This window comes from Microbacterium sp. NPDC076911 (assembly GCF_040687125.1).
Taxonomy (GTDB): Bacteria; Actinomycetota; Actinomycetes; order Actinomycetales; family Microbacteriaceae; genus Microbacterium.
On sequence record NZ_JBFBMP010000008.1, the window covers coordinates 26198 to 39424 of the forward strand.

The 13227-nt window shown below is 60.6% G+C and carries 15 protein-coding genes and 1 pseudogene; 7 read left to right on the plus strand and 9 right to left on the minus strand.

Annotated features, from left to right (window positions below):
* Positions 1–137: 137 nt before the first annotated feature.
* A complete protein-coding gene (locus tag AB0O81_RS12815) occupies positions 138–341 on the minus strand; it encodes a hypothetical protein (protein ID WP_363584873.1) in 204 nt (67 codons plus the stop codon).
* Between the two features lie 458 nt (positions 342–799).
* On the opposite strand from AB0O81_RS12815, the gene AB0O81_RS12820 reads away from it, so the two are divergent.
* Positions 800–1057 (plus strand): hypothetical protein, encoded by a 258-nt coding sequence (locus AB0O81_RS12820; RefSeq protein ID WP_363584875.1) that lies wholly within the window; start codon positions 800–802, stop codon positions 1055–1057.
* Here AB0O81_RS12820 and AB0O81_RS12825 read toward each other — a convergent pair.
* Together AB0O81_RS12825 and AB0O81_RS12830 are read right to left on the minus strand one after the other, a co-directional pair.
* Positions 1048–1851 (minus strand): annotated as a pseudogene (locus tag AB0O81_RS12825) (IS5 family transposase); the annotation flags it as partial. The gene AB0O81_RS12820 and the pseudogene AB0O81_RS12825 sit on opposite strands and share 10 nt — an antisense overlap.
* 41 nt (positions 1852–1892) lie before the next feature.
* Entirely contained in the window at positions 1893–2537 is a 645-nt protein-coding gene (locus AB0O81_RS12830) for a hypothetical protein (RefSeq protein ID WP_363584877.1), read from the minus strand.
* A 529-nt stretch (positions 2538–3066) separates the two neighbouring features.
* Between AB0O81_RS12830 and AB0O81_RS12835 the strand changes: the two genes are divergently transcribed.
* Together AB0O81_RS12835 and AB0O81_RS12840 are read left to right on the plus strand one after the other, a co-directional pair.
* The gene (locus tag AB0O81_RS12835; RefSeq protein ID WP_363584879.1) at positions 3067–3366 is read left to right on the plus strand and encodes a hypothetical protein; all 300 of its coding nucleotides are present in this window, start codon (positions 3067–3069) and stop codon (positions 3364–3366) included.
* A gap of 4 nt (positions 3367–3370) precedes the next feature.
* The gene (locus AB0O81_RS12840) at positions 3371–3967 is read left to right on the plus strand and encodes a TMEM175 family protein (RefSeq protein WP_363584881.1); all 597 of its coding nucleotides are present in this window, start codon (positions 3371–3373) and stop codon (positions 3965–3967) included.
* A 91-nt stretch (positions 3968–4058) separates the two neighbouring features.
* On the opposite strand, the gene AB0O81_RS12845 is transcribed toward AB0O81_RS12840, so the two are convergent.
* On the minus strand, positions 4059–4319 hold the full coding sequence (locus AB0O81_RS12845; protein WP_363584883.1) for a twin-arginine translocation signal domain-containing protein: 261 nt from the start codon (positions 4317–4319) through the stop codon (positions 4059–4061).
* Positions 4320–4335: 16 nt separating this feature from the next.
* Positions 4336–4821, minus strand: coding sequence for a MauE/DoxX family redox-associated membrane protein (locus tag AB0O81_RS12850; RefSeq protein ID WP_363584885.1), 486 nt, complete (start codon positions 4819–4821; stop codon positions 4336–4338).
* 395 nt (positions 4822–5216) lie between these two features.
* Between AB0O81_RS12850 and AB0O81_RS12855 the strand changes: the two genes are divergently transcribed.
* The gene (locus AB0O81_RS12855; RefSeq protein WP_363584887.1) at positions 5217–5543 is read left to right on the plus strand and encodes a hypothetical protein; all 327 of its coding nucleotides are present in this window, start codon (positions 5217–5219) and stop codon (positions 5541–5543) included.
* An 86-nt stretch (positions 5544–5629) separates the two neighbouring features.
* Here the strand turns inward: AB0O81_RS12855 and AB0O81_RS12860 are convergent, their stop codons facing one another.
* From AB0O81_RS12860 to AB0O81_RS12875, 4 genes are read right to left on the minus strand one after another with little or no spacing between them, the layout of a single operon-like run.
* Positions 5630–6814: a sugar ABC transporter permease gene (locus tag AB0O81_RS12860; protein WP_363584889.1), complete on the minus strand. Its 1185-nt coding sequence runs from the start codon at positions 6812–6814 to the stop codon at positions 5630–5632.
* Complete coding sequence (locus AB0O81_RS12865) at positions 6811–7581, minus strand: ATP-binding cassette domain-containing protein (RefSeq protein ID WP_363584891.1); 771 nt, start codon at positions 7579–7581, stop codon at positions 6811–6813. The genes AB0O81_RS12860 and AB0O81_RS12865 overlap by 4 nt, the downstream gene beginning before the upstream one ends.
* Positions 7578–8654: a substrate-binding domain-containing protein gene (locus AB0O81_RS12870; RefSeq protein WP_363584893.1), complete on the minus strand. Its 1077-nt coding sequence runs from the start codon at positions 8652–8654 to the stop codon at positions 7578–7580. The genes AB0O81_RS12865 and AB0O81_RS12870 overlap by 4 nt, the downstream gene beginning before the upstream one ends.
* A complete protein-coding gene (locus AB0O81_RS12875) occupies positions 8651–9835 on the minus strand; it encodes an ROK family transcriptional regulator (RefSeq protein ID WP_363584895.1) in 1185 nt (394 codons plus the stop codon). Before AB0O81_RS12875 ends, AB0O81_RS12870 begins: the two co-directional genes overlap by 4 nt.
* A gap of 186 nt (positions 9836–10021) precedes the next feature.
* On the opposite strand from AB0O81_RS12875, the gene AB0O81_RS12880 reads away from it, so the two are divergent.
* The 3 genes from AB0O81_RS12880 to AB0O81_RS12890 all read left to right on the plus strand — a co-directional run bounded on the left by AB0O81_RS12880 (position 10022) and on the right by AB0O81_RS12890 (position 13176).
* Positions 10022–11305 carry an ABC transporter substrate-binding protein gene (locus AB0O81_RS12880; protein WP_363584974.1) on the plus strand — a complete coding sequence of 428 codons (1284 nt, stop codon included), beginning with the start codon at positions 10022–10024 and terminating at the stop codon, positions 11303–11305.
* A 69-nt stretch (positions 11306–11374) separates the two neighbouring features.
* A complete protein-coding gene (locus AB0O81_RS12885) occupies positions 11375–12277 on the plus strand; it encodes a sugar ABC transporter permease (protein WP_363584897.1) in 903 nt (300 codons plus the stop codon).
* A complete protein-coding gene (locus tag AB0O81_RS12890; RefSeq protein WP_363584899.1) occupies positions 12274–13176 on the plus strand; it encodes a carbohydrate ABC transporter permease in 903 nt (300 codons plus the stop codon). Before AB0O81_RS12885 ends, AB0O81_RS12890 begins: the two co-directional genes overlap by 4 nt.
* Positions 13177–13227 lie beyond the last annotated feature (51 nt).

Here is a 13227-nt window from a genome sequence, read left to right on the forward strand (position 1 = left end):
CGCAACGTGCGCAGCGTCCTTTGGTCACCACCGACCATCAACGACGGGATCCGCCGACGGATTGGCGAAGGTGTCCTGACCCCAGGACTATGCTGCAGGTTCGGTGGCAAGGTGGTGGTCAGCTCCTGAATGCTCATCTAGACGACCCCTCCCTTTGCGCGCGTTCCGGTCGCAGTGTTGCCCGTCAGTATCGCGGGAGCCAGATCGCGTGCGATCAAGACGAACGGGAATCTCAAGGGCACGACACCCGCTACGACACCGGGCAGTTCACGCGTGAGCAAGACACCGATCGCAATGGTTGCGTTTATCTGCCCAGGTGCCCCCCAGGTGTCCCCGAGCATCCTGAGAGTGTTGTTTCTCAGCGAGTCTAGAGTGCGTGGAGTGCCTCGCGAGCGGGAAAAGGACCCGTGTAAAAGGCCTGATTAGGTCTACTAACTAGCGTGATTCTGCGGTAGAATCGGCAACAGTTGATTGATCGGGTCAGGGCGCAATTTCACCCTGCTAAGGTCGAGTCCTCGCAAGGGGACCGAGGGTTCAAATCCCTCCGTCTCCGCCAGCTAATATGGCCCGCATTCCCTTGTAAACACTGGGATCGCGGGCCATAGCTTTTTCATAGAATCTGCTTTTGCGAACAAATCGCGAACATTCTGCGAAAACGCGCTCAGGTGGTCGATGGTGAGACTGCCAATGCGTCGCTGATGGAACCCTCAGCTAGGGCGTGTCTGACAATGAGCGAGCCGTAGCCAAGGTCCGTCTTCAGGGGGATGTGTGCGCGTGACCCTTGTGGTGTAGTTGGACTATGGATTCGATGCTTCGAGGACGTGAAGTGGGCGTTCACAGTGTTCAGCGGCTAAAGCTGACGGTGCGGCTCCGCAACGTCGTCGCGATCGTCGGAGTGGGCGTTGCGATTGTCTGGTTCGGGTTCGCCGCCGCCGACGCTTCTGGTGCTCAGATGGCCGCGGCCAGCGCGATGTTCGCGGCATTCACCAGCGGGTGGGCGGGCGCTTTCGCAGCTATCAAGGCAAAGCTGAAGTCGGGCGTGCCAGCTCAGGCTTGAGCGAGTTTGCCCGTCCATGCGATAGCGGCGTGAATGAGGACGGCGGCCCGGTAGACGATCGCGTGTTTGTCGTAGCGGGTCGCGAGGCCTCGCCATTGCTTGGTGTGGCAGAAACGGCGCTCGATCACGTTGCGGTTCCGGTAATCGCCAGCATCGAGGCCGACGGGCCTGCCGCCAAGTGAGCCGCGTCGCTTCCGATGACCCTGCTGGTCTCTCGGTTCGGGAATCACAGCCTTGATCCCGCGTCCACGCAGGTGCGACCGGATCGCGCGGGACGAGTAGGCCTTGTCGCCCCGGACCGCATCTGGGCGCGTGCGTGGCCGGCCGACCGGGCGCTCCACGCGGAGCATCTTCAGCATCTGTAGCAGCGTTGGAGAATCCCCAGCCTGGCCGGACGTGATCACGGTTACAGTCGGAGACCGTTGCCGTCTACGAGTTGATGGATCTTCGTCGAGAGGCCGCCGCGTGAGCGACCGATCCCGTGATCAGGCGGCTCGGCGGCTGGATTCGTGTAATTCAATCCAGCCCCCTGTGGGGCACGTCGTATTCGTCGCGTGCTGATGTGCCCTGGCGATCGTCGAGTCCACCGACACCGACCAATCGACCAGCTCCTCGGCATCGGCCTGCGCGATCAGCGCCCGCACGATCGTGTCCCAGGTTCCCTTGACCGCAAGACGGTGATGCCACGTCCACACGGTCTGCCATGGCCCGAACACCTCCGGCAGATCACGCTACGCAATTCCGCACCGATACCGGTAGATGATGCCCTCGAGCATCGTTCTCGCGTCCGAGAAGGCGTGTCTCTCATTCGCATGTGTTGCGCTGACGCGCGGTGCTACCAGGTGTCGACGAGCTCGAAGTCGAACACGAAGGATCCTGTGCCGTCGATGTCGACGCTCTCGGCGCGGTCGATGTCCGCGGGGGAGAACGTCAGTTTCGCTAGCGTGGTGTCCGTGCGAGTGCCTGCGGCCCATTCGATATCGAACTTGATGGGATATCCGTTGTCGGCCAGGATGCCGTCGGAGCAGCTGGAAGAGTAGTTGGGGGCAACTATCTCGCCGTCTGCGTCCAACACGTCGCGGGTGACGTTCGCACCCCCGAGCTCGGGGTCGGGGTTGTCTACCGGGACCTCCTGCAAGCTGGCTTCGACGAGCACCGCGTAGCAGTTCAGGTCGTCGCCGAAGCCGTCGTCGAGGACTCCCATGTCGGCGATACCCCGGTAGGTGACGTCGAAGACGCCGAAGAACTCGTCACCCATCGTGAAGCTGTCTCCCACGCCATAGCGGATGACGTCAGTGGTGGGTTCCTCCACGGGCTCTTGTGGCTCGGCCACCGCTGCTGTCTCTTCAGCGGGCACCTCGACAGCGGCGGGCTCATCCGTTGCGGGTGCGCACGCCGTGAGCACGCCGATCGCGAGAACGCCGATCACGGCGGCTCTCACGCAGCTGGTCAGCGGAAGAGGCCCACGCGAACATGTCATGTCATCAATTCTGCTCACTGCCCAGGCGACAGGACAATACGTCTTTCGACTGACCCGCGCGAGCAGTGTGACACAGCATGGAGCTCAGCGATTCTGATGCCCGGGTGGTCCTGCTGGTCGCCGGCGACTCGCGCAGCATCCGCCCGCCGGGTTCTCAGAGGCGCTCGAGGCGCTGCGCTCGGTGATCGAGTGCGACAGTGCATCCTTCAACGACATGGTGTTGGGGGCTTCGGATTTTCGCTACGAGATCGTGCCCCCGAGTGAGAGGGCGAGAGCGAAACAGCTCAAGCCACAGTATGACAAGTACGTTCGTGAGCATCCGCTCATTGCTGCAGCAAGCGCGACGAGCGGGCTCGGCGCCATTCGGTTCTGCGACGTAGACGTGGCGCCGACATCACTTCCACGGACCTTTTCCGCCATTTCTACTCCCCGTTCAACGTGCGCTTTCAGCTCGCCGTCGGGCTTCCGTCGCCACCGGATGTGGTGGTTGGCTACGCCCTCAACCGCAGCGCGACAGCGGGAGAGTTCAGTGATCGCGACGTCGCCGTTCGGTTCTTCCGCTCAAGTCGACGCATCCGCTCCGCCTCGCTCGAGGCCACTCTCGGACGTTCACCGAGATCGACCTGCGTTTGCCGCACCCACCGACGTTCACACCTCACACGTTTTGGCCAGGATGCTGACCGATCGGGATCTTGTGTTTGCGATCAGTCACACCGGTTCAACGATTGAAACACTCGCTGCGGCGCGCGCGGCAGTATTGTCGAACTCGGCTGGAGGTCTGCGGCTCTACGTCGATGCGATCTTGACGCAGTTCAACCCGGAAGGATAGGCGCATGAACACCTCTCGCGGCCTTGAGCGCCTGATCTTGTTTTCGGATGCTGTTGTGGCTATCGCAATCACGCTCCTGATCCTGCCTCTTGTCGAGTCCGTCGCCGACTTTGAGGGGGCGGACCTGGCCGACTATGTCGACGAGCACTACCTTCAACTGCTCGTCTTCGCGCTGAGCTTCGTCGTAATCGGCCGCTTCTGGATGGTGCATCACCGGATGTACGAGAAGGTGGCGGGATATACCCAGCCGATGCTCTGGGTGAACCTCCTCTGGCTGATGAGCATCGTCTTCCTGCCGTTTCCTACCGCGCTGCTGTCGGCATCGAGCAGCAGCAGCATCCATGCCCTCTACATCGGCACGATCCTGGTCACATCTTTGGCCAGTCTTCTCCAGCAATGGCTGATCAAGCGCGATCCCACATTGCAGATCCCGGAAGCACGGGGCACAATCCGCATGCTTCCGTTCGTCATAACTCCGCTGATCCTGGCCGTCGCCCTAGCGCTCGCCTTGGCGATCCCGTCGTTTGAAGTGTGGAGCGTGTTGGTGCTGCTCACCGTCGCGCCGATCGAAGTCCTCGGCCGACGAAAGGCCCGCGCCTGACTGTGCCTGGACAGGCCCGAACTGCCGGGAGCTGCGTGGCATGCAGTGAATTCTGGCCCCCGAAGCGTCTTCATTGCAGCCGAGAGGAAGTTCAGTCTTCGCATCCGCGTGGCGGCAATTCGGCCAGTAGGTACCGGACGCAATGTCGGATGCTGCTGGGAGAATTGAGGCATGAAGGAATCCACCGCAAGTAGCTGTCCTCTGTGATTGATCCGTTCAGATTGAACTTGTAATGGAGAGCCGGCGCCGCCGCCAGCCCTTGGGGTTCGACAAGCCCCAGGCCGCCAAGCCCGGCCGCCGCTCCCCAGGTCAACGCCCTCTTGAGAAAGCGCCTCCTCGAAGCGATGTTCACTCCTTCTTCTCTGTTCTCATCGCGCCAATTGTCGGTACGATCCAACGGCGATCACCGCGGCGACGATTGCGCCTGCAGCTAAAACAACAGGCTCGCCGGGATAAGTGGGCGTTGAGGAGAACATTCCGCCTACGACGAGAGCGGAAAGGGCCGCGTTTCGCACAATGAGGATGGGTCGCACCTTCTCTTCTTTTCCGCCGCATCCGCAATTGTTCCCAGTCTTCCGGGCGAGCGAGACCGACATTGCCGCCGTGAAGACGAGTAGTAGGGCTAGGAGGGCGACTCCGGTTGCGAACGGTGAAATGCCCGCTGAGAAGTACAGTCCAGCGATGAACTGAACTGGGATGATCACGCTAGCGAGGACACCAGAGGTGCGTGCTCCGGTGAGCTTGTAGCCCATGATCTCGGACCAGAACTTCTGCGTCTTGCCTAGTTTCGTGCTTGCGGACCAGACGAAATATCCGCCCGCCGCCATTCGTGCCAACACAAGTGCGATCTCCAAGGACTAGACACCCCTCTCACGGTTCCGAAAGTTGCGTTCTTACGCATCACGACGAAAGGAAATCCCCGCACGACACGAGTGAGAATCCCCTGATCAGGCACCAGCGACGCTATCGATGGAAGGGGTGTGAGTCAAGCACTCTGTGCTCAATAGCCATTGCAGCTTCATCGAAATCAATCGCGTCAAGAGTGGCCTTCGAATCAAGGAAACGAATCTCCTTCACCATCAGGCCACCCACCCGGCCACATTGCGCGTCGGACCCGCGATACCATCCGACAGTTCACTACTCTCAAGTTTTTCGCAACTATGCGACGCGCGTAGACCTGCTTCTCGCGACGGCGGCGTGGATCGAAAGCGAGATCTTTCCACGGCACGATGCACCGAGCATCTTCGACATGCCTCTGACAATTCGCGCAGCGATGGATTCATACGACCAGCGTCCAGAGCTAGCGCACGTAGTAGCCGAAACGACGATGCGAGGAATCAGCGGCGCGGCGCCCAGCCCGCGCCGCGCGCTGCTGGAGACCATGATAGATACCGAAGTTCCAGGACTTGAGGTAGGCCAGCGTAGGGCGATTCTCGCGGCGTTGTCTCACTTGGACTCGGCGGCGACGTGGGTCACATTCCGTCGAGAATTCGGCATGAGTCGAAGCGACATCGCCGATGCTGGCGCATGGGCCGCCGAAGCGGTGCTGGACCCGATTCGCTCACGAGTAATCTGACGCAAGCCGGGAACCTCATCTCATTGGAGCGACAAGTTCGACGTTTCGAAGCCGCGTAAGCACGTGCGAACGCCTGCGAACGCAGGTCAAGACCCGTTTGTTGATCCTGCGAATGGGCTTCGTCGCTTGCTTAACAACGTGTCGATGGTCACCGCGAGTACCAGCACCAGCCCTGTGGCTATGTTGCGGGCCGACGCGTCGAGGTCGATCAGCGTCAATCCGTTGGCGATGGATTGGATCACCAGGATTCCGATGAAGGCTGACCATGCGCTTCCTCGTCCGCCATAGAGGCTTGTGCCCCCCACGATCGCGGCAGCGATCGCGATGAGGAAGACCTCACCGCCCCCCGAGCTTTGATTTGCAGCGGCGAGGCGGCCTGCGCCGAGAATGCCCCCCAGCGCAGCGAGTGTCGAGCAGGCCACAAAGGCGCTGACAACAATCGTTTGCACTCGTACGCCGGCCAACCGCGCGGCCTGCGGATTTCCGCCGATCGCACGGATTCCTCTGCCCCATCGAGTTCGCCGCAGCAGAATGTCCGTTCCCCACACCAGACCAATGAACAGCACGACGCTCCACCCGATTCCGCGCTCTTGCGAGAGATAGGCGATAGGAACAGCAAGTGCCACCGCGATCAGGATCGCTCTGAGTCCGATCGCAAGGGGCGCTTCGGCTGGAAGCTCCGCGGCAAGGCGCTGTCGCCGTTCGATGAGTCGCGTGACGGTGATTCCGATTACCACCACTGCGACGAGGACCCATGCGAGCCAGCTCGGGACGAAAGCCGTTTGACTGAAGCGCACCAGCCAAGAGTCGAACGGCAGGTTGACCGAGCCAGCGTCGCCGAGAATCTGCCACTGAATGCCGACCGCGATCAACAGACCAGCCAAAGTCAGCACGAATCCGGGCAGACCTACTCGGGCGATGAGTATCCCATAGATGAATCCGATGATTGAGCCCGCGAGCAGGGCGGCAAGTACGGCGAGTGCGAGGTTCCATCCCAGCGAAGTGGCTGCCACTGCTGCAATTGCGGCGGCAAGGCCGCTTACCGATCCCACGGAGAGATCAATCTGTCCGATCAAAAGTACGATCACGACGCCCAAGGCGATGATGCCCGTTGATACTGATTGCAACGATAGGTTGACGAAATTCTCAGGTGTCCAGAACGTGGGCGAGGCGATGCCCAGGATGATCCAGATTACGAATAGCGCCGTAATGATCGGAACTAGCGGCCGTTCGCCGTCTCGAATCTTCCGCCAGGACTCGGCAATGTTCATGCTCGCGCCCATCCTGTGCCGGTTGCGCTCGGACTCGTCGGTGCGGTCGCACCCGTGATGGCCCCGAGCAATTGCTCCGCGGTAGTATTCGCGGCGTCGTACTCCGCAACAAGTCGTCCGAGGCGCAGCACCGCGACTCGATCAGCCACCGCGAGAACATCAGTAATTGAATGACTTGCAAGCACCACCGCAAGGCCACGCGTGCGCAAGCGACCGATGAGTGTGAGGATCTGCGCAGTCTGGCGAACGCCGAGCGCGTTCGTCGGTTCGTCGAGGAGAATGACTCGCGGATCGCCGAGAAGCGTACGTGCAATTGCGACGCTGCGACGTTGACCGCCGGAAAGTGCATGAACAGGCACGCGTACGTCGGGGATGCGCGCCGCCAAGCTGTCTAAGACGACTCGGGCGCCACGTTCCATGCTGACTTCGTCGAGCAAGCCTTTCGCTACGTTCTCGTGTCCCAAGTAGAGATTCTCGACGACATCGAGATTCTCGCAGAGCGAAAGCCCCTGCGGAGAAGCGACGATTCCGGTGCGTCGGGCATCGGCAGGGGAGCCGAACTTCACCGGTCGCTGATCAACGCGGAGGACTCCCGCAGAGGGTGCGATCGCCCCCGAAGCAACTCCCATCAGGGTCGACTTTCCTGCGCCATTATCGCCAACAATCGCGAGCACCTCGCCAGCGTTGATCTGAAGATCGATGTCGATGAGCGCCTGCGCGGCGCCGAAATCTTTCGACACCCCTTCGATTGAGACGACGGCGGTCATGGAATCTCCTTGTCAATGAGTCCTATGCGCACGCAGGCATCGGCATAGTCCGGAGTGCAAATGGCTTCGACTGAGTGCACGCGACCTTGCACAATCACCCGCTCGATATCGCTCTGCTCGACGGCCGTGGGCGCGAGTACAAAGCTCGGTACTCCAAGGATCATGCTGGGAGCGGCCGGCTCCTCACCGCGGAGTAAACGGACAGCAATCTCGGCCGCCGTGCGTGCTTGGTCATCGGTTGCCTTCGCGACCGTCATCAGCTGGTTGCCATCGACGATTCGTTGAATCGCTGAGAGTTCACCATCCTGCCCCGACACGGGTGGCACGGGATCGACGCCTGCGGCTTTCAGTGCTGCGATGGCGCCCCCGGCGAGCGCATCGTTGGCGGCCACGATGCCATCGACTCGGCCCGGAAACTGCGTTAGTTGTCCCGAGACCCACTCTTGTGCCTGCGTCGAGCTCCACGCAGGCGCGTCAAATTCGCCGAGGATTTCGACGTTTGCGCCTTCGAGCGCGTCGTGGACGCCCGCGCGCAAAGCAGCAGCGTTCGGGTCTGTCGGTGACCCATGAACCAGCAAAATCCCCGGAAGATCGCCAGCTTCCGACGGGAGGGCCGCGACGACGGCGTCGGCTTGAATTCTCCCGATCAGCTCTGAGTCGAATGACACGTAAATGTCGACGTCGGGGTGGTCGATGAACCGGTCGTAGGCGATGACATCCGCTCCATGGCGAGACGCTTCGGCCACGATGCTTTCTGCGGCGACGGTGTCGACTGCGTCGAGCACGATCACGTCTACCCCGCGTGCAAGCATCGCTTCTGCCTGCTCTTGCTGACGAGCCGCACTGGAACCAGCGTTCGCGTACAACAGATCGCATTCGGGGCATCGTTTGGCAACGACCTCTTCAAACACTGGTCGGTCTGACGTCTCGTACCGAGATACACCTGCTTCCGGCAGCAATAGTCCGATCGTGCCAGCCGACGATTCTGCGGGACTACTCACACACCCGACCAGCGTGCCAAGCACGAAAACGCCGAATATCGCAGCGAAGGTTCGCCGTTGTACCCGATTCATGAAATGACCCCCAGCACACCGAGCGCCCGCGCACGGTCGAGTGCGGCGGCGAGCGTGCCGCGCAGTTCTGCCTCGCGGCCGAATTCTGCGGCGACCACATCTGCGTAGCCGCTCGACGAGGTCAGAGTGTTGTGCTGCATTGCTTCTCGCAGTGGCGCTAGAAGCAGTTCGCCTGATGCGACGAGATCGCCGCCGATCACGACAATATCGGGGTCGATTAGGTTGCATACGTTCGCGATCGCCGCCCCGAGGCTTCGTCCGGTGTCGGCTATTGCGCGCTGGCATCCAGGGTCGCCATCGAGGCCTCGCGCGATCACATCGTCAAGGGTGAGATGGCCGTGGCTTACGCTCAACATTCTGAGAAGCGCTGCCGAACCCGCAACAGTCTCGAGGCAGCCCCTGTTGCCGCATCTGCAGACATCGCCGCGCTCGTCAACAATCATGTGTCCGAGCTCCCCGGCGGCGCCTCGGCGGCCGTGAAGCAGCTTTCCGTCCACGACGATGCCAGCGCTGATGCTGTGCGAAACGCTGATGTAGACGACAGGGTCTCGGCCGACCCCCGCGCCATATCGAGCCTCTGCGAGGGCCCCGAGATTAGCGTGATTGTCGACAGCGGCTGGTGCTCGCAACACCGTCGCGAGCACGTCGGCCACGGCGGCACCATCCCATCCGCGAAGCAGCGACGACGAAGAAACCACACCTGACGAAACGTCAACAGGCACGGGAACGCCGACGCCCACGGCGAGTAGCTCATCGACTGACGCATCGACGGACTCGACGAGCTCATTCACGAGCATCGCGGCACGTTGCAAACTCATGTCTGCTCGGTGGTCGGGCGCCAATGGCAGTGTTTCAGTCGCCAGTATTCGCATCGAGGTGTCGGCTAACGCGACGCTCATCGATCGAGCGGCCACGTCTATTCCTGCGACAACACCGATCGAGCGGGCGAGAGTGACTAGTCGCGCTCTTCGTCCCGACCGGATCGAGGGACTGGTATCGAGCACGCCAGCATCGGCAAGTTCCGTGACGATATTTGAAACGCTCGCTGGCGAGAGGCCGGTGATCCCTGCCAGTTCGACCTGCGTTAACGACCCATGCTGTTGCACTGCAGCAACGACGCGAGCACGGTTCGCCTCGCGCAACGATGTCTGCGACCCCGTTGCCGCTTGCGTGTGCTGCACACCCGTACGATACATCGTTGTCGCGTTGACTTCGAGAAGTAACGCAATGATCACGGTTCTCGAGTTGTTGAGTTCAAGTCTTGACTTCAAGGGTTATTGGCCCCGAAGATGATCACACAGCGAGCGCAAGGCAGCGCTCAGGCATGGGGAACCGTGCACCACATCGGCAAGGAAGACGATATGACAATGCGTAGCAAGAAATGGATCGCGCTTGGTGCAGGAGCGGCAGCGACCGCACTGGTACTTGCAGGCTGCTCGAGCACTCCGTCAGACGAGAGCAACGACGGTGGCGGCAGTAGCGGCCCCGAGGTGGAAGTCTTCACCTGGTGGGCTGCCGGTTCTGAGAAGGCGGGGCTCGACGCTTTGGTGAGCGTCTTCAACGAGCAAAACCCCGACCTCGAGTTCGTCAATGGCGCAGTCGCAGGTGGAGCCGGCTCGGCTGCAAAAGACCTGCTTCAGTCCCGACTGCAGGCGGGGGATGCACCTGATACGTTCCAGGCTCACGCGGGTGCTGAGCTTCAGGACTACATCGATGCTGCCCAGATTCAGGATGTATCCGACCTATATGACGAATTCGGGCTTACCGACGCATTCCCGGCAGATCTCATTGACCGACTCACCGTAGACGGCATGATCTACTCGGTGCCGTCAAACATTCACCGAGCGAACGTGGTGTGGGCAAACCCAACGGTGTTGGCCGATGCGGGCCTAGACCCCGAAGCAGAGTACGCCGACATCGACGAATGGATCGTGGCCCTCGACGCCGTGCAGGACTCAGGCAAGACGGCCCTCTCGATTGCCACCACGTGGACTCAGGTGAACTTCCTCGAAACAGTGCTGCTGTCATCGCTGGGAGCCGAGGCGTACAACGGACTGTGGGACGGCTCGACTGACTGGGAAGGCCCCGAAGTCACCGCAGCGCTCGAAGACTTCGAAACGTTGATGACTTACACCAACACCGACCGCGACGGCTTGGACTGGCCCGACGCCACCCAGCAGATCATCGACGGTCAGGCCGGGTTCAACGTGATGGGCGACTGGGCAGAAGCCGCGTTCGCTGAGGCGGGACTCACGTCGCCGACCGACTACATCTACTTCCCGGTTCCCGGAACTGAAGGCGTGTTCGACTTCCTTGCGGATTCGTTCACCCTGCCGGTCGGAGCGCCAAACGAAGACGGCGCGAAGGCATGGCTTGAGACCGTGTCTTCTGCTGACGGACAGGCAGCGTTCAACAAGGCCAAGGGTTCAATCCCGGCACGTACCGACGCAGACACGAGCGACTTCAGCCCGTACCAGCAGTCGGCAATCGAAGCATTCGAGACTGATGTCATCGTGTCATCGCTTGCGCACGGTGCGGCAGCTCCTGTCGCGACGCTGAACAAGGTGGCTGACGCGACGAGCAAGTTCACGACTGGGGCATCTGACCTCGCAACATTCCAGTCCGAGCTCGCAGCAGCCGTCAACGGCTAGGCCCACTGAGCTGCCCGGGACTCACAGAGTTCCGGGCAGCTCACTCTGACTAACTCGGAAAGTACTTCTATGCTGAAGCGACTCAAAGCGGCGGGGCCACCCCTGCTGTTGCTCGCACCTTCACTCATTCTGCTGGCTGTGTTCGTGTATGGCCTGCTGGCGGCCAACTTTCAGACCTCGATCACTGACAACCACACAGCAGCACAGGCAACCGGTCAGCAGCCGACCGTTGTGGTGTGGTTCGACAACTATTTCGCACTTCTCGGAAGCAGCAGCTTTCAGCACTCGCTGATGAACCTGTTGCTGTTCACCGTTGTCTTTCTCATAGGAACCATGGTCATTGGCTTTTGCTGGGCCTGGATGATGGACAAGCCCTCCCGAGGCGAAGGTATCTTTCGCTCCATCTACCTCTTCCCGATGGCCGTCTCATTCGTGGCATCCGGTGTTGTGTGGCGTTGGCTACTGAACTCAAACGAAGGCGAGAACGCCAGCGGCCTCAACCGCCTGTTTCAGATGGTTGGCCTCGACTTTCTGCAGAACCCGTGGTGGAACGACGTCACCTTCGGTATTACGGCCATCGCCCTTCCCGCGATCTGGCAGCTGTCGGGTTATGTCATGGCGCTCTTTCTCGCTGGCTTTCGTGGAATCCCAGAGGAACTCCGCGAGGCGGCCCGTATGGACGGCGCGTCTGAATGGCAGCTATACCGGCTGGTGCTGTTCCCCCAGCTTTCGCCGGTTGCATTGTCGGCCCTCATCATCATCGGACACATGTCGCTGAAGTCGTTCGACCTCATCATGTCGATTTCGAAACCCGCGAACTACCAAACCAAGGTGCCCGCCGTCGACATGTACGTCTTCAAATCGAGTTTTGACTATGCGAACGCTGCCGCGGTTGGCACGATTCTGCTCGTCATCGTCGCGGTGATCGTTGTGCCGTACCTCATTTGGACCAACCGTCAGGAGAAGCGATGACTTCCTCGGTTTCTGCTCCGGCGTTGACGCCGAATGCAAACGAACCCGCCATCGACGCCCCACGGAGAAAGACGAAAAGGCGTTACAGCGTCTCGCGCACCCTGCGATTCGCCTTGATGATCTTCTTTGTCATGGTCGTGCTCACGCCGGTGTACGTGCTATTCGTGACCAGCTTCAAGGGCGCAGGAGATGCATCCCCCGTGCGGGCATGGAACCTGCCGGAGATTTGGGTTCTCGACAATTGGATTGGCGCGTGGAATGCGCTAGCCCCTTCGATCGGACGCTCGTTCATGATCGTGATTCCATCGGCGATCATCTCGGCATTCCTCGGATCGTTGAATGGCTTTGTACTGTCACTGTGGCGCTTCCCCGGCGCGAACCTCGTGTTCACACTGATTCTGTTCGGGATGTTTATCCCGTATCAGGCCGTGATGATCCCGCTGCTGGAGATCATGCTGGGGGCTGGCATTCCCAGTGGTGTGCCCTCGCTGATTCTGCTGCACGTTATATATGGCATTCCGATCACCACTTTGATCTTCCGCAACTACTACATGACGGTGCCTCACGAGCTGATCGAGGCGGGTCGAGTAGATGGCGCCGGGATGTTGCGCACCTATTGGTCGATCATTTTGCCCATCTCGCTACCCAGCTTCGTGGTGGTCTTGATCTGGCAGTTCACCAACGCGTGGAACGACTTCCTCTTCGCGGTGTTCTTCTCCTCAAGCCAGAACGGCCCGGTGACGCTCGCGCTCAACAACCTTGCCAACGGCGCGCTGCTGCAGGACTACGGCATTTCGATGGCGGGAGCACTTCTCGCGTCGTTGCCTCCGCTGATCGTGTACATCCTGCTCGGAAAGTACTTTGTCGGTGGGCTAATGTCTGGCTCGGTAAAAGGTTAGGTCGCACGCTCAAACCCTCGGGTCACGCTCCTCGTGTGTCCCGAGGGTTTC

What these genes read in the sequence shown, in the direction of transcription:
- AB0O81_RS12815 (WP_363584873.1), bottom strand. Translation starts at nt 341, where the DNA reads ATGCTCGGGGACACCTGGGGGGCACCTGGGCAGATAAACGCAACCATT.
- AB0O81_RS12820 (WP_363584875.1), top strand. Translation starts at nt 800, where the DNA reads ATGGATTCGATGCTTCGAGGACGTGAAGTGGGCGTTCACAGTGTTCAG.
- AB0O81_RS12830 (WP_363584877.1), bottom strand. Translation starts at nt 2,537, where the DNA reads ATGACATGTTCGCGTGGGCCTCTTCCGCTGACCAGCTGCGTGAGAGCC.
- AB0O81_RS12840 (WP_363584881.1), top strand. Translation starts at nt 3,371, where the DNA reads ATGAACACCTCTCGCGGCCTTGAGCGCCTGATCTTGTTTTCGGATGCT.
- AB0O81_RS12855 (WP_363584887.1), top strand. Translation starts at nt 5,217, where the DNA reads ATGCCTCTGACAATTCGCGCAGCGATGGATTCATACGACCAGCGTCCA.
- AB0O81_RS12860 (WP_363584889.1), bottom strand. Translation starts at nt 6,814, where the DNA reads ATGAACATTGCCGAGTCCTGGCGGAAGATTCGAGACGGCGAACGGCCG.
- AB0O81_RS12865 (WP_363584891.1), bottom strand. Translation starts at nt 7,581, where the DNA reads ATGACCGCCGTCGTCTCAATCGAAGGGGTGTCGAAAGATTTCGGCGCC.
- AB0O81_RS12870 (WP_363584893.1), bottom strand. Translation starts at nt 8,654, where the DNA reads ATGAATCGGGTACAACGGCGAACCTTCGCTGCGATATTCGGCGTTTTC.
- AB0O81_RS12880 (WP_363584974.1), top strand. Translation starts at nt 10,022, where the DNA reads ATGCGTAGCAAGAAATGGATCGCGCTTGGTGCAGGAGCGGCAGCGACC.
- AB0O81_RS12885 (WP_363584897.1), top strand. Translation starts at nt 11,375, where the DNA reads ATGCTGAAGCGACTCAAAGCGGCGGGGCCACCCCTGCTGTTGCTCGCA.
- AB0O81_RS12890 (WP_363584899.1), top strand. Translation starts at nt 12,274, where the DNA reads ATGACTTCCTCGGTTTCTGCTCCGGCGTTGACGCCGAATGCAAACGAA.